The 24,620-nt window shown below is 60.0% G+C and carries 25 protein-coding genes; 20 read left to right on the top strand and 5 right to left on the bottom strand.

The features are described 5' to 3' along the window. The first annotated feature begins 3 nt into the window (after positions 1 to 3). From flhB to HBO23_RS29195, 5 genes are all read left to right on the top strand, one after another. Positions 4 to 1,140 carry a flagellar biosynthesis protein FlhB gene (gene flhB, locus HBO23_RS29175; protein WP_056859763.1) on the top strand — a complete coding sequence of 379 codons (1,137 nt, stop codon included), beginning with the start codon at positions 4 to 6 and terminating at the stop codon, positions 1,138 to 1,140. A 354-nt stretch (positions 1,141 to 1,494) separates the two neighbouring features. Then, positions 1,495 to 1,791 carry a helix-turn-helix transcriptional regulator gene (locus HBO23_RS29180; protein WP_170040639.1) on the top strand — a complete coding sequence of 99 codons (297 nt, stop codon included), beginning with the start codon at positions 1,495 to 1,497 and terminating at the stop codon, positions 1,789 to 1,791. After that, positions 1,788 to 3,095 (top strand): type II toxin-antitoxin system HipA family toxin, encoded by a 1,308-nt coding sequence (locus HBO23_RS29185; RefSeq protein ID WP_170040640.1) that lies wholly within the window; start codon positions 1,788 to 1,790, stop codon positions 3,093 to 3,095. The genes HBO23_RS29180 and HBO23_RS29185 overlap by 4 nt, the downstream gene beginning before the upstream one ends. A 239-nt stretch (positions 3,096 to 3,334) precedes the next feature. Next, positions 3,335 to 3,529, top strand: coding sequence for a cold-shock protein (locus tag HBO23_RS29190; RefSeq protein WP_346343064.1), 195 nt, complete (start codon positions 3,335 to 3,337; stop codon positions 3,527 to 3,529). 383 nt (positions 3,530 to 3,912) lie between these two features. Continuing rightward, on the top strand, positions 3,913 to 4,116 hold the full coding sequence (locus tag HBO23_RS29195; RefSeq protein WP_099548885.1) for a cold-shock protein: 204 nt from the start codon (positions 3,913 to 3,915) through the stop codon (positions 4,114 to 4,116). A 135-nt stretch (positions 4,117 to 4,251) separates the two neighbouring features. On the opposite strand, the gene HBO23_RS29205 is transcribed toward HBO23_RS29195, so the two are convergent. Then, complete coding sequence (locus HBO23_RS29205; protein ID WP_099486872.1) at positions 4,252 to 4,509, bottom strand: DUF6124 family protein; 258 nt, start codon at positions 4,507 to 4,509, stop codon at positions 4,252 to 4,254. 958 nt (positions 4,510 to 5,467) lie between these two features. Here HBO23_RS29205 and flhA point away from each other — a divergent pair. The 14 genes from flhA to HBO23_RS29285 all read left to right on the top strand — a co-directional run bounded on the left by flhA (position 5,468) and on the right by HBO23_RS29285 (position 19,789). Continuing rightward, entirely contained in the window at positions 5,468 to 7,582 is a 2,115-nt protein-coding gene (gene flhA / locus HBO23_RS29220; RefSeq protein ID WP_032865399.1) for a flagellar biosynthesis protein FlhA, read from the top strand. A gap of 11 nt (positions 7,583 to 7,593) precedes the next feature. Next, positions 7,594 to 8,910: a flagellar biosynthesis protein FlhF gene (gene flhF / locus HBO23_RS29225; RefSeq protein ID WP_017134956.1), complete on the top strand. Its 1,317-nt coding sequence runs from the start codon at positions 7,594 to 7,596 to the stop codon at positions 8,908 to 8,910. A gap of 105 nt (positions 8,911 to 9,015) precedes the next feature. Beyond that, positions 9,016 to 9,849 (top strand): flagellar synthesis regulator FleN, encoded by an 834-nt coding sequence (fleN, locus tag HBO23_RS29230; RefSeq protein ID WP_003192912.1) that lies wholly within the window; start codon positions 9,016 to 9,018, stop codon positions 9,847 to 9,849. Next, positions 9,846 to 10,586 (top strand): RNA polymerase sigma factor FliA, encoded by a 741-nt coding sequence (fliA, locus tag HBO23_RS29235; protein WP_017134957.1) that lies wholly within the window; start codon positions 9,846 to 9,848, stop codon positions 10,584 to 10,586. The genes fleN and fliA overlap by 4 nt, the downstream gene beginning before the upstream one ends. A 168-nt stretch (positions 10,587 to 10,754) precedes the next feature. Further along, positions 10,755 to 11,129, top strand: a complete 375-nt coding sequence (locus HBO23_RS29240; protein ID WP_003192908.1) for a chemotaxis response regulator CheY — start codon at positions 10,755 to 10,757, stop codon at positions 11,127 to 11,129. A gap of 18 nt (positions 11,130 to 11,147) precedes the next feature. Beyond that, a complete protein-coding gene (locus HBO23_RS29245; protein WP_170040643.1) occupies positions 11,148 to 11,936 on the top strand; it encodes a protein phosphatase CheZ in 789 nt (262 codons plus the stop codon). Positions 11,937 to 11,947: 11 nt separating this feature from the next. Beyond that, on the top strand, positions 11,948 to 14,173 hold the full coding sequence (locus HBO23_RS29250) for a chemotaxis protein CheA (protein WP_170040644.1): 2,226 nt from the start codon (positions 11,948 to 11,950) through the stop codon (positions 14,171 to 14,173). A gap of 47 nt (positions 14,174 to 14,220) precedes the next feature. Further along, positions 14,221 to 15,342: a chemotaxis response regulator protein-glutamate methylesterase gene (locus tag HBO23_RS29255; RefSeq protein WP_169984811.1), complete on the top strand. Its 1,122-nt coding sequence runs from the start codon at positions 14,221 to 14,223 to the stop codon at positions 15,340 to 15,342. Continuing rightward, a complete protein-coding gene (locus tag HBO23_RS29260) occupies positions 15,342 to 16,082 on the top strand; it encodes a flagellar motor protein (RefSeq protein ID WP_005790033.1) in 741 nt (246 codons plus the stop codon). The genes HBO23_RS29255 and HBO23_RS29260 overlap by 1 nt, the downstream gene beginning before the upstream one ends. A 256-nt stretch (positions 16,083 to 16,338) precedes the next feature. After that, positions 16,339 to 17,226 (top strand): flagellar motor protein MotD, encoded by an 888-nt coding sequence (motD, locus tag HBO23_RS29265; RefSeq protein ID WP_017134960.1) that lies wholly within the window; start codon positions 16,339 to 16,341, stop codon positions 17,224 to 17,226. A gap of 51 nt (positions 17,227 to 17,277) precedes the next feature. After that, positions 17,278 to 18,066, top strand: a complete 789-nt coding sequence (locus HBO23_RS29270; protein WP_170040645.1) for a ParA family protein — start codon at positions 17,278 to 17,280, stop codon at positions 18,064 to 18,066. Continuing rightward, positions 18,066 to 18,851 carry a CheW domain-containing protein gene (locus tag HBO23_RS29275; protein ID WP_099548890.1) on the top strand — a complete coding sequence of 262 codons (786 nt, stop codon included), beginning with the start codon at positions 18,066 to 18,068 and terminating at the stop codon, positions 18,849 to 18,851. Before HBO23_RS29270 ends, HBO23_RS29275 begins: the two co-directional genes overlap by 1 nt. Before the next feature lie 62 nt (positions 18,852 to 18,913). Continuing rightward, on the top strand, positions 18,914 to 19,396 hold the full coding sequence (locus tag HBO23_RS29280; RefSeq protein WP_017134963.1) for a chemotaxis protein CheW: 483 nt from the start codon (positions 18,914 to 18,916) through the stop codon (positions 19,394 to 19,396). Then, on the top strand, positions 19,397 to 19,789 hold the full coding sequence (locus tag HBO23_RS29285) for a DUF2802 domain-containing protein (protein ID WP_017134964.1): 393 nt from the start codon (positions 19,397 to 19,399) through the stop codon (positions 19,787 to 19,789). A 239-nt stretch (positions 19,790 to 20,028) separates the two neighbouring features. On the opposite strand, the gene HBO23_RS29290 is transcribed toward HBO23_RS29285, so the two are convergent. Further along, complete coding sequence (locus tag HBO23_RS29290) at positions 20,029 to 20,613, bottom strand: cytochrome c (RefSeq protein ID WP_170040646.1); 585 nt, start codon at positions 20,611 to 20,613, stop codon at positions 20,029 to 20,031. Next, positions 20,600 to 21,892 carry a sulfite dehydrogenase gene (gene soxC / locus HBO23_RS29295; RefSeq protein ID WP_170040647.1) on the bottom strand — a complete coding sequence of 431 codons (1,293 nt, stop codon included), beginning with the start codon at positions 21,890 to 21,892 and terminating at the stop codon, positions 20,600 to 20,602. Before soxC ends, HBO23_RS29290 begins: the two co-directional genes overlap by 14 nt. A 199-nt stretch (positions 21,893 to 22,091) precedes the next feature. Between soxC and yegS the strand changes: the two genes are divergently transcribed. Beyond that, positions 22,092 to 23,012, top strand: a complete 921-nt coding sequence (gene yegS, locus HBO23_RS29300; protein ID WP_170040648.1) for a lipid kinase YegS — start codon at positions 22,092 to 22,094, stop codon at positions 23,010 to 23,012. Here yegS and HBO23_RS29305 read toward each other — a convergent pair. Then, positions 22,971 to 23,630, bottom strand: a complete 660-nt coding sequence (locus HBO23_RS29305) for a response regulator transcription factor (RefSeq protein WP_017134968.1) — start codon at positions 23,628 to 23,630, stop codon at positions 22,971 to 22,973. The genes yegS and HBO23_RS29305 overlap by 42 nt on opposite strands. Continuing rightward, complete coding sequence (locus HBO23_RS29310; protein ID WP_026013517.1) at positions 23,627 to 24,520, bottom strand: sensor histidine kinase; 894 nt, start codon at positions 24,518 to 24,520, stop codon at positions 23,627 to 23,629. Before HBO23_RS29310 ends, HBO23_RS29305 begins: the two co-directional genes overlap by 4 nt. Positions 24,521 to 24,620 lie beyond the last annotated feature (100 nt).

Here is a 24,620-nt window from a genome sequence, read left to right on the forward strand (position 1 = left end):
GACATGGCCGAGAGCGAGAGTGGCCAGGACAAAACAGAAGACCCCACGGAGAAACGTAAAAAGGACTCCAGGGAAAAGGGCGAGATTGCCCGCTCCAAAGAACTCAATACCCTGGCGGTGATGCTCGCCGGTGCCGGGGGCCTGCTGATCTACGGCGGTGGCCTGGCGCTGGACCTGATGGAGTTGATGAAGCTCAACTTTTCGCTGCCGCGCGAAGTGCTGCTGAGCCCCGGCGCCATGGGCCAGTACCTGTTGCACTCGGGCAAGATCGCGATTCTGGCGGTGCAGCCGGTGCTTATCACCCTGTTGCTGGCGGCGCTGATCGGGCCGGTGTCCCTCGGCGGCTGGCTGTTTGCCGCCGGCAGCATGGCGCCCAAGTTCAGCCGCATGAACCCTGGGCCTGGGCTTAAGCGTATGTTTTCCACCAAGGCGCTGGTGGAACTGCTCAAGGCGCTGGCGAAATTCATCCTGATCCTGTTTGTGGCGCTGACGGTGTTGTCCTCCGACATCGACGATTTGCTGCGCATTGCCCATGAGCCGCTGGAATCCGCAATTATTCACAGTGTGCAGGTGGTGGGCTGGAGTGCGCTGTGGATGGCCTGCGGGCTGATCATCATCGCCGCCGTGGACGCGCCGATTCAGCTGTGGGAAAGCCACAAGAAACTGCTGATGACCAAGCAGGAAGTGCGTGACGAACACAAAGACCAGGAAGGCCGCCCCGAGGTCAAACAGCGGATTCGCCAACTGCAGCGCGAAATGTCCCAGCGCAAGATGATGGCGGCAGTGCCGGATGCCGACGTGGTCATCACCAACCCGACCCACTACGCCGTGGCGCTCAAGTACGACCCGGAGAAGGGCGGCGCGCCGATGTTGCTGGCCAAGGGCAGCGACTTTACCGCGCTGAAGATTCGCGAAATCGCCGTGGCCAACGACATTCTGCTGCTGGAATCGCCGGAGCTGGCGCGGTCGATCTTCTACTCTACCGACCTCGACCAGGAGATCCCCGCTGGCCTGTACCTGGCCGTGGCGCAGGTATTGGCCTACGTGTACCAGATCCGCCAATACCGCGCGGGCAAGGGCAAGCGGCCCGACCCGCTCAAGGACCTGCCGATTCCGCCGGAGCTGCGCCGCGATTCCTGATTCGTCCTGCACCGACGCCATCGCAGGCAAGCCCGGCTCCGACCTCGCGTTTTTTCCTGCCCGTGCGCCGAGCTTGCAGCGCGCCGTTCGGCGCATGATCTAAACCCCAATGGATACGGAGCCTCACGGACAACCAAAGTTTGAGTTGTGCGCATGGAAGATATAATTAGTCATAACTGACCTATTAAAGCGAATTTTTCCATATAAATAGTCATATCTGACTGTTAGCAAGGTATATGATTTTTCCTCGCGCACGCCAATAGCACTATAATGGTCAAAACTGACTAATAATGCTGATTTTATGCCATTAATAAGTCAGATTTAGCCATTAGGAAAAATTAAACGAGGCCTGCCATGTCCTTCATGCATTTGCTCAGCTCCCCCGCAGAGATCGCTCGCGATGTGGGGAAAAATGCAAAAAAGCTACGGCTATCGAAAAACCTCACGAGGAAGACCTTGGCAGACCTTTCAGGGGTATCGGAGTCGTCGATCCAGCGGTTCGAGACTGCAGGTTCTATTACTCTCGAATCGATGATTCTGCTCGCCACCGCGCTCGATGAGCTGACTCCGCTAACGACTCTGTTTAAACCTTCGCAGCCGAACTCCCTCACAGAGCTGAAAAACTCAAAGCGCAAACGGGGTTCTAAATGAAACCGCGCCAGGATTATCCGAAGCTGAAGCGTTTCGAATCCCTTGAGGTCACCAAAAGCGGTGTGAAAGTCGGTGATCTGTACAGGGAGGAGGGGGTTGGGATTTTTTTCACTTACGACCCGGTATGGCTCGCTACAGGCTTCAACCTGTCGCCGTTCACGATGAAGTTTGACGACAAGCCCCAGCTTGCTCGTGCTCCTGAACTGTTCGAAGGATTGCACGGCCCCTTTGCGGACTCTCTTCCAGACGGCTGGGGCATGCTGCTGATGGACAGATTCCTTAATGCCACATTCGGTGAGGGAACTGCTTACACAGTTACTGCCCTGGATCGGCTCGCTTACATGGGCGACAGAGCCATGGGAGCGTTTGAGTACCATCCAAAAGCGGATAGAGGAGAGCTGAGGGGGACAATTAATCTTGCAGAGCTCTTCGAGAATTCCGTGGAAGTCCTGTCAGGAGACACTTCGGCAGTGCTTACCAAGCTCAGGCTTGCAGGGGGATCGCCTGGTGGTGCCCGCCCTAAAGCGATTGTCGCAATGTCTCCTGATGGGCAGCATGCAACGTCCGCTTTTGGGCCAATTCTGCCGGGCTATGATCACTGGATAGTCAAATTCAGGGCACCAGATGAGCCGGTTGAAACCGGCGCAATTGAGTATGCTTACTACCTGATGGCCAGGGACGCAGGTGTCGAAATGGCTGAGTCGATTGTCCTGAACATGACCATGCATGACGGTAGTCGCGAGGGCTTCTTCGCAACAAAGCGCTTTGACCGGCAGGGCGATAAAAAGCTTCACATGATCACGGTTTCTGCGCTTATGTACGCTGCGTACAAACTGCCATCCATGGACTACAGCGGGCTACTGAAGCTCACAAACATGCTGACGCGTAGTGCCGCAGAGGTCGAAAAAATGGCCAGGGTGATGGTTTTCAATGCACTGTTTCACAACTACGACGATCACACCAAGAACTTCGCGTTCATCGGGCGTGAGCCAGAGAAGCCTGGCGACGAAGCAAGGTGGACGCTCGCGCCGGCATACGACCTGACTTTCTCGGAGGCTCGGGGTGAACACACAACGGCATATAACGGTCGAGGGAAGGCAACCCGGAGGCTGATTCAGGAGCTGTGCGCAGACTACAAGTACCTCAAGCCGAACGACTACATTGAGCAAACGCTAGCCGCATTTGCCCAATGGGATGACATTTTCAAAAGTGTAAGGATTCCCCTCAAAGCAGGCGCCGGTTACAAAGCTGTTCTGGAACAAGACCATGACTACTTCAAACTGATACGACCTACCAAGCGCTGACACCTCGTAGGTGAGAATCGGAACGTTTGAACACCAGCCTTGAAGCTCCGCACCCTGCTTGGGCAACCCCTTCGGTTGCTCCCTTGTCCGAACTTGCCGGACTGGCTGCGGTGCAGGCACGGCGGGCGGAGCCCTTGGCGGCATAACAACCAGCGCTGCCATCTGTCTAAAGTTCAGCGTTACCTGTCAACTTTGACAGTATCCATTGCACCGCCTTCACTGTTACATAGAGCGGCGAGGTGCGCCGTCATGCGCGGCTCGGGAGAGCGGTCATGGACAGGGCTACGGTCAGGTGGTTTGACGCCGTCAAGGGCATTGGTTTTGTCGCCCGCGACCGCGAAGGCAATGCAGTACCCGTTCAGGCAACGGGCAATCCCTGCAGCGAAATCGATGTGCCGCCCAAGGCGCGCAAATCCCGCAAACGAAAAAAATAACCCCCCGCCTGCTCAGCAAACAATCACTACCGCTGGTCGTTAATCCCCGTCTACCTGTCAACTCTGACAGTAGTCAGCTCTGCGTTCTCGCGGTTTGATGGTGCCAGGCACTGTACGCAAGTAGTAACGAGATGCAGGGGAAGGGTGATGGAAGCGGTGACGGGGACGATCAAGGTTTATAACCGCAAGACCGGTGAAGGGCTGATTGCGTTGGATGGCGATGATGAACCGGTGTGTTTGGACCGCTTGAGTTCAGCGTGTACCCGGTGGAGAGAAGGCCAGCGGGTACAGTTCGCCAGGATTCACCGGCCAAAGGGTGTGTTTGCGTTTTGTATCAGGCTTATCTAGCGGGATTTTTTGCGCGCAATGTCAGGAGAAGGGTTATGGCGACGGGTACTGTGAAGTGGTTTAACGAAACAAAAGGGTTCGGTTTTATTACTCCAGATGATGGTAGCGAGGATCTTTTTGCGCATTTTTCAGCGATTCAGAGTGCTGGGTTCAAATCTCTGCAAGAGAACCAAAAAGTCAGCTATGACGTAACGACAGGGCCCAAAGGCAAGCAAGCGTCCAACATCCAACCCTTATGAAGATCGTTCCCACGCTCCCGCGTGGGAATGCCTCCTGTGACGCTCTGCGTCACCGTTGCGCAAGGCTCAAGTCGGGACGCGGAGCGTCCCTGGCTGCATTCCCACGCAGAGCGTGGGAACGATCATCACGATCATTCAGGCAGGTTCTGCCTCTGGTGACGGCGCTCTGTCATCCAGCAGTCGCTCAGCCAACAACCGTCCCACCTCAATCAACTGCGCAATACCCAGCGCACCTTCTCGCTGTGTTCCTTCCAGGTCAAAGGCGAAGTCGCAGGTCAGGGCGTGGGCGGATGCCAGGTTTTCGGTGAGGTTGACCAGCAGGTCTTCGGTGCTGATGCCGTCGATAAGGGTGAGGATTACGCTGGGTGGGGGATTTGGGGTGGGTTTGATCATTGTGAAGCTCCTTGCGAAAGTGGAGCCGCCACTGATCGCCGCGACGCGATTGAAGGTGGCAGCTGTACGCAGGTTCGCGGACCGGTCTAGGAGCAACCCGGCATACCCGAAGGTATCCCGCGCACAGCCGCCATAGCGCCGCACAGTAGACGATAAAAAAGCGTCGACTGAAAGGGAGATGGTGCTTTTACTCCGTAGTAAACCGGGCCGCGACGCCCGACCACTGCATTTGCAGCGGTGTACGGAGACTAGGGAGCCCGGTTCCTAGGGGCAACCCGAAAACCTTGTCGGAAATTTCCTCAGTAACAACAGGTACACACCCATCCAACTGTGGGAGCTGGCTTGCCTGCGATGGCTGACTCATGGCTGGCCCTTCAGTGCCTGACCCACCGCAATCGCAGGCAAGCCAGCTCCCACACTGGAACCGGTTGAAGATCGTTCCCACGCTCCCGCGTGGGAATGCCTCCTGTGACGCTCTGCGTCACCGTTGCGCAAGGCTCAAGTCGGGACGCGGAGCGTCCCTGGCTGCATTCCCACGCAGAGCGTGGGAACGATCTTTACAACAGGTACACCCCCATTCAGCTGTGGGAGCGGGCTTGCTCGCGAAAGCGGTGTGTCAGCCAAAACTGTTCTAACTGAACCACCGCCTTCGCGAGCAAGCCCGCTGAAGATCGTTCCCACGCTCCCGCGTGGGAATGCCTCCCGTGACGCTCTGCGTCACCGTTGCGCCGGGCTCAAGTCGGGACGCGGAGCGTCCCTGGCTGCATTCCTTTGCTGCGCGTGGGAATGATCATCGCACCCCCATCCAGCTCCCACATTTGAACCGGTGACCACTCGACGATCGTCGCCCTGAAACCAAAGTTGGAAGGCTTCTTGCAATACCGCCTCCAGGACGCCCTCCAGCGTCAAAACTTTGCTTCAAGGAACACGAGGAATACCGGTGGTAGATCGCTCTCAAATGCTCAACACGGCCCGTGGCACCCTGACTGATTTGTCGCGGGGCAACCTGGGTGTGCCGTTGTTGTTGCTGGTGATGCTGGCAATGATGATGTTGCCAATGCCGCCGTTCCTGCTCGACGTGTTTTTCACCTTCAACATTGCGCTGTCGGTGGTGGTGCTGCTGGTCTGCGTGTATGCCCTGCGGCCGCTGGATTTCGCCGTATTCCCGACCATTTTGCTGATCGCGACCCTGCTGCGCCTGGCGCTTAACGTGGCATCCACACGAGTGGTGATGCTCCACGGCCAGGACGGCCACGCCGCCGCCGGTAAGGTGATCCAGGCCTTTGGTGAGGTGGTGATCGGCGGTAACTATGTGGTCGGTATCGTGGTGTTCGCGATTTTGATGATCATCAACTTCGTGGTGGTGACCAAGGGCGCCGGGCGGATTTCCGAGGTGAGCGCGCGTTTTACCCTCGACGCCATGCCCGGTAAGCAAATGGCGATCGACGCCGACCTCAACGCCGGCCTGATCGACCAGAACCAAGCCAAATCCCGCCGCCTGGAAGTCGCCCAGGAAGCCGAATTCTATGGCTCCATGGACGGCGCGAGTAAATTCGTGCGCGGCGACGCCATCGCCGGTCTGCTGATCCTGTTTATCAACCTGATCGGCGGCATCGCGGTCGGGATCTTCCAGCACGGCATGACCTTCGGCGATGCAGGCAAGGTCTACGCTTTGCTGACCATCGGTGACGGTTTAGTGGCGCAATTGCCATCACTGTTGTTATCCACAGCAGCGGCCATCATGGTTACCCGTGCTTCGGGCTCCGAAGACATGGGCAAGCAGATCAGCCGCCAGATGTTCGCCTCGCCCAAGGCGCTGGCCGTGGCCGCCGGCATCATGGCGATCATGGGCATCGTGCCGGGCATGCCGCACGTGTCGTTCCTGAGCATGGCGGCCATGGCCGCCGGTGGTGCCTACCTGTTCTGGCGCAAGCAAAATGCGGTCAAGGTCCAGGCCCAGCAGGAAATCGCCCGCCAGCAAGACTTGCTGCCATCCCCGGCCCGCGCCCAGGAAACCAAGGAGCTGGGCTGGGATGACGTGACCCCGATCGACATGATCGGCCTGGAAGTCGGCTACCGCCTGATTCCGCTGGTGGACCGCAACCAGGGTGGCCAACTGCTCGCGCGGATCAAGGGTGTGCGCAAGAAGCTGTCCCAGGACCTGGGCTTCTTGATGCCCACCGTGCACATCCGCGACAACCTTGATTTGGCCCCCAGCGCCTACCGCCTGACCCTGATGGGCGTGATCCTGGCCGAAGCCGAGATCTACCCGGATCGTGAGTTGGCGATCAACCCTGGCCAGGTGTTCGGCACGCTTAATGGCATTACCGCCAAAGATCCGGCTTTTGGCCTGGAAGCGGTATGGATCGAAGTCAGCCAGCGCAGCCAGGCACAATCGCTCGGTTACACCGTGGTCGACGCCAGCACCGTGGTCGCTACCCACCTCAACCAGATCCTCTACAAGCACTCCCATGAGCTGATCGGCCACGAGGAAGTCCAGCAATTGATGGGTTTGCTGGCCAAAGCCTCGCCGAAACTGGCCGAAGAACTGGTACCCGGCGTGCTGTCGCTGTCGCAGTTGCTCAAGGTGCTGCAAGCCTTGCTCGCCGAACAGGTGCCGGTGCGCGACATTCGCAGCATTGCCGAGGCCATCGCCAACAATGCCGCCAAGAGTCAAGATACTGCCGCTTTGGTGGCCGCGGTGCGTGTCGGGTTGTCCCGCGCCATCGTGCAAAGCATTGTAGGTATTGAGTCTGAGCTGCCTGTGATCACCTTGGAACCAAGGTTGGAACAAATATTGCTCAATAGTATTCAGAAGGCCGGACTTGGCCAGGAAGAGGGCGTTCTGCTGGAGCCAAGCATGGCTGAGAAACTGCAGCGTTCGTTGATCGAAGCCGCCCAGCGTCAGGAAATGGCGGGCCACCCGGTGATTCTGCTGGTGGCAGGCCCGGTTCGAGCGATGTTGTCGCGGTTTGGTCGCCTGGCAGTTCCGAATTTGCACGTTTTGGCTTATCAGGAAATTCCTGACAATAAGCAAGTGACTATCGTCGCGACAGTAGGGCCCAACGGCTGAGGTAGTGGGTTATGCAAGTTAAGCGTTTTTTCGCCGCCGATATGCGTCAGGCCATGAAACTGGTACGTGATGAGCTGGGCGCCGATGCCGCGATTATTGGAAACCGTCGCATTGCCGGCGGTGTCGAGCTGACGGCTGCCCTGGATTACACCCCGTCGGCGCTGGCGCCGCGCGTGCCGAACATGGAACTCGAAGACGAACTGCGCAAGACCGCTTCGCGCATTGTCTCGGCCCAGGCTGAATTGAGCATGCGTGGCGACAGCGATGCCAGCACCAATCGCCAATTGTTCGCCGGCCTGCCGCTGACCGCCGCCGAGCCGTTGGTAGAACCGACCTTCAAAGAACCGCCTCGTCCTGCAGCGCCAGCCCCGGCCGCCGCTGTCGACCAGCGCGCGCTCGACTCGATGCGTTTTGAACTCAATGGCCTGCGTGAGCTGCTCGAAGTGCAGCTGGGCTCGTTGGCGTGGACGCAGCTGCAAGGCAGTAAACCGCACCAGGCCAACCTGTGGCGTCGCCTGCAACGCATCGGCCTGTCCGGCCCGTTGTCGCGCGATTTGCTTGCACTGACGGCTGAAGTCGAAGAACCGCGCCAAGCCTGGCGCATGTTGCTGGCGCACCTGGCGCGCATGATCGCCACGCCGGAAATCGAACCGCTGGAAGAGGGCGGTGTGATTGCCATGGTCGGCCCCGCCGGCATGGGCAAGACCACCACCCTGGCCAAGCTGGCCGCGCGTTATGTGCTCAAGTACGGCGCGCAGAACATCGCGCTGGTGAGCATGGACAGCTATCGCATCGGCGCCCAGGAGCAGCTCAAGACCTTGGGCCGCATCCTCAATGTGACGGTGACCCACGTCGACCCGGGCCAGTCGCTGGCCAATGCACTCGACCCACTGCTGCGCAAGCGCGTGGTGTTGATCGACACGGCCGGCCTGCAAGCCAGCGACCCGGCACTGCGCATGCAGCTTGAAAGCCTGGCCGGGCGTGGCATCAAGTCGAAAAATTACCTGGTGCTTGCAACCACCAGCCAGAAACAGGTTCTTACCGCTGCCTACCACAGCTACAAACGCTGTGGCCTGGCCGGTTGCATTCTCACCAAGCTCGACGAAACTGCGAGCCTGGGCGAGGTGTTGAGCCTGGCTATCAGTCATGAGTTACCGGTTGCCTACCTGACCGACGGGCCGCGGATCCCGGATGATTTGCATCTGCCGCGCCGTCATCAGTTGGTCAGCCGTGCTGTCAGCGTGCAAATGCAAGAAGAGCCTAGCGAGGAAGCGATGGCCGATATGTTCGCCGACCTTTACCACAACCCGGCTAAGCGGGTGGGGTGAGGCAGGATGAACACCGTGAAATGTATCTACATCGATGGTCTGCAAGCGATTCACGCGGCCAAGCCATGTAGCCTGCGTCTAAGCAAGACAAGGTAAAGAAATAAAATGGGCAGCATGCATCCCGTACAGGTGATCGCGGTGACCGGCGGCAAAGGTGGCGTCGGGAAAACTAACGTGTCAGTGAATTTGTCCCTGGCCCTGGCAGAGCTTGGCCGTCGCGTCATGCTGCTGGATGCTGACCTGGGCCTGGCGAACGTGGACGTTCTGCTGGGGCTGACACCCAAACACACCCTTGCCGATGTGATCGAAGGCCGTTGTGAGCTGCGCGATGTGCTGCTGCAAGGCCCCGGTGGCATTCGCATCGTGCCGGCTGCCTCAGGCACCCAGAGCATGGTGCACCTGAGCCCGGCGCAGCATGCCGGCCTGATTCAGGCGTTCAGCGACATCGGCGACAACCTCGATGTGCTGGTGATCGACACCGCCGCCGGGATCGGCGAGTCCGTGGTCAGCTTCGTGCGCGCCGCGCAAGAAGTGCTGCTGGTGGTGTGCGACGAACCCACGTCGATCACCGACGCCTATGCCCTGATCAAACTGCTTAACCGTGACTACGGCATGAACCGCTTCCGCGTGCTGGCCAACATGGCCCAAAGCCCGCAGGAAGGGCGAAATCTGTTTGCCAAGTTGACCAAGGTCACGGATCGCTTCCTCGATGTCGCCTTACAATACGTGGGCGCAGTTCCTTATGACGAGTGTGTGCGCAAGGCTGTGCAAAAGCAGCGTGCAGTCTATGAAGCGTTCCCTCGTTCGAAGTGCGCATTGGCGTTCAAGGCTATTGCTCAGAAGGTCGATACTTGGCCGTTGCCTGCCAACCCTCGGGGGCATCTGGAGTTTTTCGTCGAGCGATTGGTGCATCAGACGAGCGCGGGACCTGTGCTATGACATCCAGCGGCTACAACCTTTACAAAAAGTCGGCACGTGACAGTCAGGGCGAACTGATCGAGCGCTATGCGCCCTTGGTCAAGCGCATTGCCTATCACTTGCTGGCACGCCTGCCTGCCAGTGTGCAGGTTGAGGACTTGATCCAGGCCGGCATGATCGGCCTGCTCGAAGTGTCGACCAAATACGACGCGAGCAAGGGCGCGAGTTTCGAGACGTATGCGGGTATTCGCATACGCGGTGCGATGCTCGATGAAGTGCGTAAAGGGGATTGGGCGCCGCGTTCGGTACACCGCAATACGCGTATGGTCAGTGACGCAATTCGTGCAATTGAAGCAAAAACCGGTCGTGACGCTAAAGATCATGAAGTTGCGGCCGAACTCCAATTGAGTCTCGACGATTACTACGGGATTTTGAACGATACCTTGGGCAGCCGCCTGTTCAGTTTCGACGACCTTTTGCAGGACGGCGAACACGAAGGGCTGCACGAGGACGGCGCGAGTGCACATCTGGAACCGTCGCGCGACCTGGAAGACGAACGTTTCCAGAGCGCGTTGGCGGAGGCGATTGCCAATTTGCCGGAGCGTGAGCGACTGGTGTTGGCGCTGTACTACGACGAAGAGCTGAACCTCAAGGAAATCGGTGAGGTCCTGGGGGTCAGCGAATCGCGTGTCAGCCAGCTGCATAGCCAGTGCGCCGCCCGCTTGCGGGGGCGATTGGGAGAGTGGCGCGCGCGCTGACAGGCAGTGTGGGGACACTGCAGACGCTACCGCAAAGGCTCTACGCTTTTGCGGGTTCGTGCCGTGGTGCCCTGGGCAGTCCTTTTTGTGTAACGCCTGTTGATTGAAATGGCGCGTCCAGGTGCTGGGCGCGTTTAAGACTGCTTGGAGGTCGAATTGGACAAGAACATGAAAATCCTCATCGTTGATGACTTCTCAACGATGCGGCGGATCATAAAAAACCTGTTGCGTGACCTTGGGTTCACCAACACGGTCGAGGCGGATGACGGCCTGACGGCGATTCCGATCCTCAACAGCGGGAGCATCGACTTTCTGGTAACCGACTGGAACATGCCGGGCATGACCGGTATCGACTTGCTGCGTCACGTGCGCGCCGATGAAAAACTGCGCAGCTTGCCTGTGTTGATGGTGACCGCCGAAGCCAAGCGTGAACAGATCATCGAAGCCGCCCAGGCCGGGGTTAACGGTTACGTGGTCAAGCCATTCACTGCATTGGCCTTGAAAGAGAAGATCGAAAAAATCTTCGAACGCATCCACGGCTGATGTCACCACGGGGGAGCTATGGAGCATAAAGAAACGTCACAGGGCGATTTTGAATCGACCCTGAAAAAGCATGCTCACCAGTTGGTCGACAGCCTTGAAAAAGGCCAGTTCGGCGACGCGGTGCAGTTGATCCATGAGCTTAACCAGACCCGTGACCGCGGCCTGTATCAGGAAGTGGGCAAGCTCACACGCGAGCTGCACAGTGCAATCGTCAATTTTCAGATTGACCCGCACATGCCCCAGGCCGAAGAAATCTCGCAGATCACCGATGCCACCGAACGCCTGTCCTATGTGGTCCGGCTGACTGAGGCGGCGGCCAACCGCACCATGGACCTGGTGGAAAACGCCACGCCCTTGGTCAATGGCATGGCCACCGAAGCTCAGGCGCTCAGCGTTGACTGGGGCCGCTTCATGCGCCGGGAAGTGGGGGCTGAGGAGTTTCGTGAGTTGGCGCGTCGGGTCGAGGGCTTTCTGTCGCGCACCGAAAAGGAAAACCGCACGGTGGCCAGCAACCTCAATGACATTCTGCTGGCCCAGGATTACCAGGACCTCACCGGTCAAGTGATCAAGCGCGTGACCCAACTGGTCACCGAAGTGGAAAGCAACTTGCTCAAATTGGTGCTGATGGCCGGCCAGGTCGACCGTTTTGCCGGCATCGAACATGACCGCGCAGCGATCCTCTCGGAAAAAGATCCACAAAAACATCTCGCCAAGGGTGAAGGTCCGCAGATTCATGCCGATAAACGTGAAGACGTTGTGTCAGGTCAGGATGACGTAGATGACCTGTTATCCAGTTTAGGCTTCTAAGGAGCACCCACATGAGCTTCGGCGCCGATGAAGAAATCCTTCAGGATTTCCTTGTAGAGGCCGGCGAAATTTTAGAGCAACTGTCCGAACAACTGGTCGAGCTGGAAAGCCGACCGGATGATGCGAACCTGCTCAATGCAATTTTTCGCGGTTTTCACACTGTAAAAGGGGGCGCCGGCTTCCTCCAGCTCCATGAGCTGGTGGAGTGCTGTCACATCGCCGAGAACGTGTTCGACATCCTGCGCAAGGGTGAGCGTCACGTCGACTCGGAACTGATGGACGTGATTCTCGAAGCATTGGATGCGGTCAACGGCATGTTCAGCGAGGTGCGTGAACGTGCGCCGATCACGGCTGCCACGCCGGAGTTGCTGGCTGCGCTGGCACGCCTGGCCGAACCTGCCGATACCTCGGTTGCGCCGGTCGCCGCGCCTGAGCCTGAGGTTGAAGCCGAGCCGGATGTGACCGACAGCGAGTTCGAACAGCTGCTCAACTCCCTGAGCGCGGTGAAAGCCGAAGCTGAAGCACCGCAAGCGGTGGCTGCGCCTGCCGTGCCGACCAGCGAAGACATTACCGACGCAGAGTTCGAATCCCTGCTCGACCAGTTGCACGGTAAAGGCCAGTTTGCGCCGGACGCCGTGGCACCTGCTGCTGAGTCGGCAGCGCCTGCTGCGTCTGCCACATCTACAAGCGCCACCGACATTACCGACGACGAATTCGAAGCACTGCTCGACCAATTGCATGGCAAGGGCACGTTTGCTGCCGAAGCCTTGCCGGAAGTCGCCGCCATCGCGGCCGCACCTGCCGCCAGCGCTGCGCCTGCCAGCGTTGAGCCTGCCACTGACGGCCTGATCTCCGATCACGAATTCGAAGCGCTGCTCGACGAGTTGCATGGCAAAGGCAAGTTCTCTGAAGTGGCCCCGGCTGCAGCAGCGACTGCAACGCCTGTGGCTGCCAAACCTGCGCCTGCCAAAGCCGCCGCGCCTGTGGCTGCCAAGCCCGCACCGGCACCGGCTGCCGCACCTGCGCGTGCCGCAGCGGCGCCGGTAGCCGAAAAGCCTGCCAGTGAAGCCGAAACCACCGTGCGGGTTGATACCGCGCGCCTGGACGACATCATGAACATGGTCGGCGAACTGGTGCTGGTGCGTAACCGCCTGGTGCGCCTGGGCCTGAACAGCGGCGATGAAGCCATGCAAAAGGCCGTGTCGAACCTCGACGTGGTCACCGCAGACTTGCAGACCGCCGTAATGAAAACGCGCATGCAGCCGATCAAGAAAGTCTTCGGCCGTTTCCCGCGCCTGGTTCGCGACCTCGCGCGCCAGCTCAAGAAAGAAATCAACCTGGAACTGGTGGGTGAAGAAACCGACCTCGACAAAAACCTTGTCGAGGCCCTGGCCGACCCGCTGGTCCACTTGGTGCGCAACGCCGTCGACCATGGCGTCGAAACCCCGGAAGAACGCGAAGCCTCGGGCAAGTCGCGTAACGGCAAGGTGATTCTGGCGGCCGAGCAGGAAGGCGACCATATCCTGCTGTCGATTACCGATGACGGCAAAGGCATGGATCCGGCGATTCTGCGTAATATCGCGGTCAAGCGCGGCGTGATGGACAAGGACGCCGCCGACCGCCTGACCGACACCGAATGCTACAACCTGATCTTCGCGCCGGGCTTCTCGACCAAAACCGAGATTTCCGATGTGTCCGGCCGTGGCGTGGGCATGGACGTGGTGAAGACCAAGATCAGCCAGCTCAACGGCTCGATCAACATCTACTCGACCAAGGGCCAGGGCTCCAAGATCGTGATCAAGGTGCCGTTGACCTTGGCGATCATGCCGACCCTGATGGTGATGCTGGGCAACCAGGCGTTCGCCTTCCCGCTGGTCAACGTCAACGAGATCTTCCACCTCGACCTGTCACGCACCAACGTGGTGGACGGCCAGGAAGTGGTGATCGTGCGCGACAAGGCGTTGCCACTGTTCTACCTCAAGCGCTGGCTGGTGGCTTCGGCCAAGCATGAAGAGCAGCGCGAAGGCCATGTGGTGATTCTGTCCGTGGGCACCCAGCGCATTGGCTTTGTGGTCGATCAACTGGTGGGCCAGGAAGAAGTGGTCATCAAGCCTTTGGGCAAAATGCTGCAGGGAACCCCGGGCATGTCGGGTGCGACCATCACCGGTGACGGTCGGATCGCGCTGATTCTCGATGTTCCGAGCATGCTCAAGCGTTACGCCGCACGGCGTATTTGATTCTGGCGGGGCAGGGCGGTTTGCCCGCCCCGCCTAACGGAGTGTTTATGGCAGTCAAGGTCCTGGTGGTGGACGATTCGGGTTTCTTCCGCCGCCGCGTCTCGGAAATTCTTTCCGCCGATCCAACCATCCAGGTGGTCGGCACGGCCACCAACGGCAAAGAGGCGATTGATCAAGCCATTGCGTTGAAACCGGACGTGATCACCATGGACTACGAGATGCCGATGATGGATGGCATCACCGCAGTCCGGCACATCATGCAGCGCTGCCCGACCCCGGTGTTGATGTTCTCCTCGCTGACCCACGAAGGCGCCCGGGTGACCCTCGACGCGCTGGACGCGGGTGCGGTGGACTTCCTGCCGAAGAATTTCGAAGACATCTCGCGCAACCCCGACAAGGTCAAGCAGATGCTGTGCGAGAAGGTGCACAGCATTTCGCGCAGTAACCGTCGCAGCCTGTTCAGTGCGCCTGCGCCTGCGCCAGTTGCCGCGCCGACGCCGAGCACCTCGACGTTTGCTCGCCCGGCCCCGGCCCCGATAGCCCGGCCCGCAGTGGCGCCGGTGCGGGCCCCGGCACCGAGCGCGCATTCGCCTGCGCCCAAGCGCAAAGCCTACAAGCTGGTCGCCATTGGTACATCCACTGGCGGCCCGGTGGCCTTGCAACGCGTGTTGACTCAACTGCCGGCTAACTTCCCGGCGCCGATCGTGTTGATCCAGCACATGCCCGCCGCCTTCACCAAGGCCTTCGCCGAGCGCCTCGACAAGCTGTGCCGCATCAGCGTCAAGGAGGCCGAGGATGGTGACATCCTGCGACCTGGCCTGGCGCTGCTGGCACCGGGCGGCAAGCAGATGATGGTCGACGGCCGTGGCGCGATCAAAATCCTGCCGGGCGACGAGCGCTTGAACTACAAGCCGTGCGTGGATATCACCTTCGGCTCGGCGGCCAAGTCCTACGGCGACAAAGTTCTGGCGGTGGTACTCACCGGCATGGGCGCCGACGGCCGTGAAGGCGCACGCCTGCTCAAGCAGGGTGGCAGCGCGATCTGGGCGCAGGACGAAGCCAGCTGCGTGATTTATGGCATGCCCATGGCCATCGTCAAGGCGGACCTGGCTGACGCGGTTTATAGTCTGGACGACATTGGCAAACATCTGGTGGAGGCCTGCCTCTGATGGATGTCTTGAGCCTGATTGGCATCACCATGGCGTTTGTCGCGATTATCGGCGGCAACTACCTGGAAGGCGGCCACCTCGGCGCCTTGGCCAATGGCCCGGCGGCGCTGATCGTGATTGGCGGTACTGTGGGCGCGGCGCTGTTGCAGTCGCCGCTGAGTTCGTTCAAGCGCGCCATGCAGATTCTGGTGTGGATTATCTTCCCGCCGCGCGTGGACCTGCCCGGCGGCATCGACCGTGTGGTCAACTGGAGCCTCACCGCGCGCAAGGAAGGCCTGCTGGGCCTGGAAGGCGTGGCCGATGCCGAGCCCGACAGCTATGCACGCAAAGGCCTGCAATTGCTGGTCGACGGCGCCGAACCCGAGGCGATTCGCAGCATCCTTGAGGTGGATTTCTACACCCAGGAAAGCCGCGACATCAACGCCGCCAAAGTCTTTGAAAGCATGGGCGGCTACGCGCCGACCATCGGCATCATCGGTGCCGTGATGGGCCTGATCCACGTGATGGGCAACCTGGCCGACCCGTCGCAACTGGGCAGCGGCATTGCCGTGGCGTTTGTCGCCACCATTTACGGCGTGGCGAGTGCCAACCTGGTGTTGTTGCCGGTGGCCAGCAAGCTCAAGTCGATCGCCATGCGCCAATCGCGTTACCGCGAAATGCTGCTGGAAGGCATCTTGTCGATTGCCGAGGGCGAGAACCCGCGCTCCATCGAATTGAAGCTCCAGGGCTTCATGGATTAATGCCCATGCACATCGACCTGTGGCCAGTGAGCGTTATGTGGCGAGCGAACTTGTTGTGGCGAGTGAGCTTGTTGTGGCGAGTGAGCTTGCTCACGCTGGGCTGCGAAGCAGCCCCAAAACCATACACCGCAACCTGCCTGAACAAACACATTGCCTGGAGTGGGGCCGCTTCGCGCCCCAGCGCGAGCAAGCTCGCTCGCCACAGTGAAGCGGGCCACAGTGAAGCGCTCAATAGGGGTCAGGGAGGTATCTGCCTGTGAGCCGTCGTCGCCGCGAGCCTGAAGAGCACGTCAACCATGAACGCTGGCTGGTGTCCTACGCCGACTTCATCACCTTGCTGTTCGCGTTTTTTGTGGTGATGTACTCCATCTCGTCGATCAACGAGGGCAAGTACAAGATTATTTCCCAGGCGCTGGTGGGCGTATTCAACGACACCGACCGCTCGCTCAAGCCGATCCCGATTGGCGAGGAGCGGCCCAAGACCGTGACGCCGGCCAAGCCGCTGGTCAATGACAGTGACGAAACCGCCGCCGGCATCGGTGGCACCAGCGACCCGCTCAAAAGCATCGCCGATGACATCAGTGCCGCGTTTGGCGACTTGATCAAATCCAACCAGATGACCGTGCGCGGTAATGAGTTGTGGGTGGAGATCGAGCTTAATTCGAGCCTGCTGTTCGCCAGCGCCGATGCGTTGCCGAGCGATCAGGCGTTTACCATCATCGACAAGGTGGCGGCGATTCTCAAACCGTTTGAGAACCCGATCCACGTCGAAGGCTTTACCGATAATTTCCCGATCAGCACCGCGCAATACCCGACCAATTGGGAGCTGTCATCGGCACGGGCCTCAAGCATCGTGCGCATGCTCGCGATGCAGGGCGTGAACCCTGGGCGCCTGGCGTCGGTGGGTTACGGTGAGTTCCAACCGGTGGCCAATAACGCCACTGCCGAAGGCCGCGCGCGCAACCGCCGTGTGGTGCTGGTGGTGTCACGTAACCTGGATGTGCGCCGCAGCCTGACCGGCACCGGTACTGCCAACGCAACACCGGATGCAGCCTTGAAGCGGGCTGGCACACAAACTGCACCGCCAACCGTTAAGCCGCCGGTTCGTCAGAGCGCCGTCAATTCTCCGTCACCGGCTCAATAATGTTATGTAATGTCTCGGTCGCGCCTTAGCCTACCGGGAGGAACCAACTGAATGAGAGTCTGGGCAGTTGCCAATCAAAAGGGTGGAGTCGGCAAGACCACCACGTCCATCGCCTTGGCCGGCTTGCTGGCCGAGGCGGGCAAGCGTGTGGTCGTGGTCGACCTGGACCCGCACGGCTCGATGACCAGTTATTTCGGCTATGACCCGGATGCGCTGGAGCACAGCTGTTACGACCTGTTCCTGCACAAGGGCAGCGTACCGGCAGATTTGCCCGGGCAATTGCTGCTGCCCATCAGCAACGAGAGCATTTCGCTGTTGCCGTCGAGTACCGCGCTGGCGACCCTTGAGCGCCAGTCGCCGGGGCAGAGCGGCCTGGGCCTGGTGATCGCCAAGACCCTGGCGCAACTGTGGCAGGACTTCGACTACGCGATCATCGACAGCCCACCGTTGCTGGGCGTGCTGATGGTCAATGCCTTGGCGGCCAGCCAGCAGTTGGTGATCCCGGTACAGACCGAACACCTGGCGGTCAAAGGCCTGGAGCGTATGGTCAGCACCTTGGCGATGATCAACCGTTCGCGCAAACAGGCGCTGCCGTTCAGCATCGTGCCTACACTGTTCGACCGTCGTACCCAAGCGTCGCTGGGCACCTTGCGGGTGTTGCGCGATGCTTACCCGGAAACGATCTGGAACGGCTACATTCCGGTGGACACGCGCTTGCGTGACGCCAGCCGCGCCGGGCTCACGCCGTCGCAGTTCGACGGCAAAAGCCGTGGCGTACTGGCTTACCGTGCGTTGCTTAAACATCTGCTGTCCCAGCAACTTGTGGCGCAGGTGGCGTGATGAACCGTCCCGTTGAGCTTAAGACCCGGCCGCAACTGGCACTGGAATCCTACCTGGACGCCTTGTTGCAGGATGCGACGGCAGAAGAATTGCCTGAGCCGATTCTGGTCCTTGAACCGGCCGTAGTCGAACCCGAAAGCACCCTGGATGAATTTCAGTTAGCGGTGCTGGAAGAACAGGCTCGTGATGCCCACGTGGTGGTGCCGATTGTGCCTGCGCCCGTGGTGGTCACGCCCGTGGTGGTTGAACCGGTGGTCGATGTGCACCTGCCGCCGAGCATCACGCCGCCGCCGGTCACGGGTGACGGTCGCCCATCGTGGGCGGCCGAGCCGTTCGAGTGCCTGCTGTTCGACGTCGCCGGGTTGACCCTGGCGGTGCCGCTGGTGTGCCTGGGGTCGATCTACTCGCTGGAAGGCCAGGAGCTGACGCCGCTGTTCGGGCAACCGGAGTGGTTCCTCGGCATCCTGCCCAGCCAGGCCGGCAACCTCAAGGTGCTGGATACGGCGCGCTGGGTGATGCCCGACCGCTACCGCGATGATTTTCGCCAGGGCTTGCAATACGTGATCTCGGTGCAGGGCTACGAGTGGGGGCTGGCGGTGCATCAAGTCAGCCGCTCGTTGCGCCTGGACCCGAATGAAATCAAGTGGCGCAGCCACCGGGGCCAGCGGCCTTGGCTGGCGGGCACCGTGATTGAACATATGTGCGCGTTGCTCGACGTCGCCGAACTGGCCGAGTTGATCGCCAGTGGGGCGGTCAAGACGATGCCACAGAACAAACGCAGTTGATTGAACAATAAGGGCCGTGCGGTTGCGCGGTCGAAGAAGCACACACTGAAGGGGTCAGGGGTATGAACAAGTCAGCATCCGCACAAGGTTTGGATGATCCGATCCTGCAATGGGTTACCTTCAAACTGGACAATGAAACCTACGGCATTAACGTGATGCGCGTGCAGGAAGTGCTGCGCTACACCGAAATCGCCCCGGTTCCAGGCGCGCCGAGCTACGTGTTGGGCATCATCAACCTGCGTGGCAACGTGGTGACGGTGATCGATACCCGCCAGCGTTTTGGCCTGATGCCTACTGAAGTCAACGACAACACGCGTATCGTGATCATCGAAGCCGACAAGCAAGTGGTCGGTATCATGGTCGACAGCGTGGCTGAAGTGGTTTACCTGCGCCAATCGGAAGTGGAAACCGCGCCGAACGTCGGTAACGAAGAGTCGGCCAAGTTCATCCAGGGCGTGTGCAACAAGAACAACGAGCTGTTGATTCTGGTTGAGTTGGACAAGATGATGAGCGAAGAAGAATGGTCGGAACTGGAGAGCATCTGATTGTTCCTTGATGCGGCGGTGATTGTCCTGGCCCTGTTGTGGGCCGGGACGTTGGCATTCCTGCTGCGCTATATGCGCCAGCAACGGGAGCTGGCCGTGCAGCAGGCCGAGCGCGATGCTGTGCGTGACCGACGGATTCTGGATTTGGTCAAGCGTGTGGATCACTTCCAGCAGAGTGCGGTGAAGGTCGGGGATGAAGTGCATGAACTGCGCGCGATTCTTGGGCCGTTGCCGGATAAGTTGGCGCAGATCGAGCAGCGTGATCCTTCAAGCCTGTCGTTTGCCCAGGCGGCCAAATTGGTCGGCATGGGGGCGACGGTGGATGAGCTGACGCAGTCGTGTGGGTTGACCCAGGCTGAGGCGCAGTTGATGAGCAAGTTGCACAAGAGCTGATTGCGGCGATCCTCTGAGACACCGCGGTCGAAATGTGGGAGCTGGCTTGCCTGCGATGGCATCAACTCGGTGTACCTGATGTACCCAAGTGCCTGCATCGCAGGCAAGCCAGCTCCCACAGTTGACCGAGTATTGTTCTGTTGCTCTGGCCATTACATCCTTTTCGCTGGCGAAATCAGCGGTCTTTTGATCTGCGCTTGAGATCGAAAGCCGACCGGAGTGGTTGGATCAAAAGCGCATCAATGTGCTTTCGGGCTGCCGATACATTCCTTATAGCAAGGCTCCACACGCACATCCGGCCTGTCGTCGACGTAGAAGCCGTCGCGATTGGGCATTTTCAGATGAGTGAGGGTGGCAGCATCCACCGTGGCGTTCGCTTCCACTATCTCGTTTTTGTTGAGGATATAACCCACCACTGCGTACACCTGATCATTGCTCAACGACTGTGGTTGCTGGAAGGGCATGGTGCGCCTGACATAGTCGAACAGGGTGGTTGCGTAGGGCCAATAACTGCCGACAGTTTTGACCGGTTTGGATGTGGGGAGCGAGCCTGCGCCGCCCATTAGTGCCGGGCCAGTGCCGCCCTCCAGGTTGGCGCCGTGGCAGCCAAGGCAGCTGGTTTGATAGACCTTTTCGCCTTCCATGACCGTGCCTTGTCCGGCGGGCAGGCTCTTGCCATCGGGAGCGACGTCGATGTCCCAGCGGGCGATGTAGTGCTCTGTCACCGGCTGCCCCAAGCCGGATTGCGCAGCCGTCGATGCGCATGCGACCACGCCCATGCTCAGTAGCCCCAATGCCATGGCGGTAAGGTTATGCACGGCCATTGCTCACCTCCCCATTGGCGTTGATGCGCCAGGGCTGGATTGCATTGTTGTGGTAGAACGAGAAGTCCCCGCGCACGGCTTTCAATTGTTCCAGGCTGGGTTGCACGTAGCCGGTCTCGTCGATGGCGCGGCTCATGATGAGCATTTCTTTGCCCAGCCATTGGAAGGGCGCGCGAAACACCGTCAGGCATTTGTTCAGCACCGGCTCCTGCAGCGTGGCCGCATACCAGTTGTTCCCGCCGTCGACGGACACGTCCACGCGGGTGATTTTTCCGTTGCCGCTCCAGGCGATCCCGCGTATTTCATGCGGGCCTTTGCGGGTGAGTGTCTGGGTGCCGGACGGGGCCGTGATGAGTGACTTGCACTCCATCACGAAGGAGAACTTCCTGGCTCGCCCATCTGGCATCAAGTCGGTGTATTTGGCCGTTTCTTCACGGCTGTACGCCGGGGCATCGGTGACATGCAGGCGGCGCAGCCACTTGATGTGGGTATTGCCTTCATAACCCGGAACGATAAGACGCAGGGGGTAACCTTGCTCGGGGCGCAGCCTTTCGCCGTTTTGGCTGTAGGCGACCAACACGTCATCCAGGCATTTTTCGAGCGGCAGGCTGCGGGTCATGGCGGCGCCATCGGCGCCTTCAGCCACAACCCATTTCGCCCCTGGCTTAAGGCCAGCCGCGTGCAGCAAGGTTTTCAGCGGCACGCCGATCCACTCGGCACAGCTGACCAGGCCCGCGACTTCAGCGGCGGTTTTGCCCCAGGGCGGCAGGAATGAAGGGTTGCCCGAGCATTCGATGAAGTGGATGCGCGAGACGGCGGGAAACTGGCGTAGCTCATCGAGGGTGAACAGCAAGGCTGTGTCGGTCAGCCCATGAATCACCAGGAAGTGCCTGGCCGGGTCAATCGCTGGCACGCCGGCGTGATGGCGTTCAAAAAACAGCCCGTTGGGCGTAATGATGCCGTCCAGTTCCTGCAGGGGCGAAGTACTGTAAGCCGACATGCGCTCGGTAAGCCCGGGGTAGAGATTGCGCACCGCATCCGTCTCAAAGCTGGACGGTTTACCGTAAGGCACACCGGTGGGACCGCCCAAGGTTTTTGTCCAGGCCGGCACTTCCAGTTGTTCCTCGGCTGATCCGGGAGACTGTGCCGCGCGCGCCAACGGGCCAAAAGCAACCCCGAGCGCGGCGCTGCCAACCAGCAGGCTGGTTTTGCCGAGGAAGTCCCGGCGAGCCAGGGGCGCGGCGATTGCGGGTTTATCGTCTGTTGAGTCGTCTTTCATTCTGGCTCTCCTGAGCAAAAATTTTGGCGACTCGCCAGCGGTTAACGCTGCACCATTGGTTTTAATGTAGTCGGTTTTTAATCGCAGGCTTTGAAATTGATGTAACCCGGCGACGAATTAATTTTCAAGCAGATGGCTTTTTTCTTCTCCTCAAAGGTCCACATCCTTCAGGAACCCTTGAACCCAGGAGAATGCCCCCATGACCACCCCCAAAGCACTGTTGATCCTGCACGGCAAGCAAGCCCTCAATGAGGACGTGCGCGCTGCCGTGCAGGCCCGGCGCGAGCAGGGTTGGGAGCTGGCGGTACGGGTGACGTGGGAGGGCGGCGATGCCCAGCGCCTGGTCAATGAAGCCTTGGCCGACGGTTATACCCACTTGATCGCCGGTGGTGGCGACGGCACGTTGCGTGATGTAGCCGAGGCCATGGCCTTGGCCAAGACCGACGCCAGCCTGGTGTTGATGCCGCTGGGCACCGCCAACGACTTTGCCCGCGCCGCCGGTGTGCCGCTGGAGCCTGAACGCGCGCTGGCGCTGCTGGATGTGCCGCCCAGGGCCATCGACCTCGGTCAGGCCGGTGGGCAGATGTTCCTCAATATGGCCACCGGCGGCTTTGGTAGCCAGGTCACCGCCAATACCTCTGAAGACCTGAAAAAAGTGCTGGGCGGCGCGGCGTATCTGTTCACCGGGCTGTCGCGTTTCAGCGAGTTGAAGGCGGCGTATGGCGAGCTGGAAGGGCCGGGCTTTCACTGGAAGGGCGATTTGCTTGCACTGGGCATCGGCAACGGCCGCCAGGCGGGCGGTGGGCATGTGCTGTGCCCTGGCGCGCTGGCCGATGATGGCTTGCTTGATATCAGTATTTTGCCGGCGCCCCAGGAAGTGGTCGGCACGCTGATGACCCTGATGAGTGACGGCTGGGGCCTGGACAATATGTTTGTGCGCGCGCGCCTGCCATGGGTCGAGATCAAAGTGGCCGAAGGGCTGTATATCAACCTTGATGGCGAGCCATTGAAAGGCGATGACCTGCGTTTTTCCGCGCTGCCCAAGGCCCTGCGCGTGCACTTGCCGCTGGGCTCGCCGTTAGTCGTCCAGGCTGATGATCTGCTCACGAACGGCGAATAACACCAGGCCCGCCACGTCGAAGATCTGCAGGCGTTTCATGATCTGCGAGCGATGCGCTTCCACTGTCTTGATACTCAAGCCCAGGCCATGGGCGATTTCCCGGGTGGACTTGCCGCGCACGATCAAACGCAGGATCTCCAGCTGGCGCGCCGTAAGGTTATGGCTGTCGGCGGCGGAGGAGACAGGCCCCTGGCTGCGGATCAGCGCCTGGTTGATCACCGTGTGGGCAATCGCAGGGCTCAGGTAGCGCTCGTTGTTACGCAAGGCCAGCAGGGCATGTTCCAGCTCGCTGGCGGTGGTGTCCTTGAGCAGGTAGCCATGGGCGCCGGACTCCAGCGCGCGCATGATCAGCTCCGGGTCGGTGTGCATCGACAGGATCAGCACCTTGCTTTTGGGGTAGGCCGCCTTGAGTTGCTGAAGGGCGTCGAGGCCGCCGGTGTATTTCATCGACAGGTCGAGCAGCACGATATCTGGCTGCAGCGCGCTGAATGTCTCCAGCAATTGCGCGCCATCGCTGGCCTCGCCGATCACGCTGTAGCCTTGGATATCCTGGATCAGCGCGCGTACGCCGGCCCGGATCAGTGCGTGGTCATCCACCAGGAGTAAGTTGCAAGTCACTCGAGAACCTTAGGGGAATTGGCCCGTTCGAGGGCGCGGGGCGCCCAGGGAAAAAGCGCGTCGATGCGTGTGCCTTTGCCTGGCTGGCTGCTGACAGACAATGCACCGCCCAGTTGGTCGATGCGCTCGGTCATGCCGGCCATGCCTCGTTGGCCTTCAAGGCCTGGGTTGGTCGCCGGTGAAAAGCCCAGGCCGTCATCGCAGATCATCAGCGACAGGCCTTCGGGCAGGCGTTGCAGGCGTACCAGCAAATTCTGCGCCTGGGCATGGCGCAACATATTGGTCACCGCTTCCTGGGTGATGCGAAAGGCGGCCACGGCCATTTCTTCCGGGATGCCGGTCAGGCGCTGCTGGCATTCCAGGCTCCAGTGCACCGAGGTGTTTTCCAGGGTCTTGAGCAAGTGCGCGCGCAGGCTCGCCTCAAGGCCCAGGCTGGCCAACTGGCGGGGGTTGAGGATGGCGGACACGTCGCGCACTTTGGCCAGGGTTTCGTTCAAGGTATTGCATAACACCGTGCATTGGCTTTGCAGGTCGTCGGGCAGGCGACGCTTGAGCCATTCGCTTTGCAGTTTGGCGGCGGTCAGCAGTTGGCCGATATCGTCATGCAGTTCGCGGCTGAGGCGGTGGCGTTCGTTTTCCTGGACCTGTAGCAGGCGGTCGGCCAGTTCCTGCGGCTGGAATTTTATCGACTTGCGCGAGCGCCACTGCTGCAGCCCCACCACCACCAGGGTGGCCAGGTTGAGCAGCACTATCAACAAAGGCAGGGGCGCTGAGCGTGTGTAGGCCCACAGACTGACCAACAGCGAGCAAAGGCACAGGGCGAGGGCCAGGCGGCGAGCATTGCTGCGGGACACGGACCTTGCGATGAGTGACTTTAGGCTGGCGTACATAGCGGATGGAGCCAATGAAGGTTCGCTGCGGGAAGACCGGTCACTGCGGCTGACAGGGCTCTGTGTGGAATACGGTGCTGGAACGTTTTTTTATACATGA

Origin of the sequence: Pseudomonas sp. WS 5532, from assembly GCF_012985445.1 — a bacterium.
GTDB classification, from domain to species: domain Bacteria; phylum Pseudomonadota; class Gammaproteobacteria; order Pseudomonadales; family Pseudomonadaceae; genus Aquipseudomonas; species Aquipseudomonas edaphica.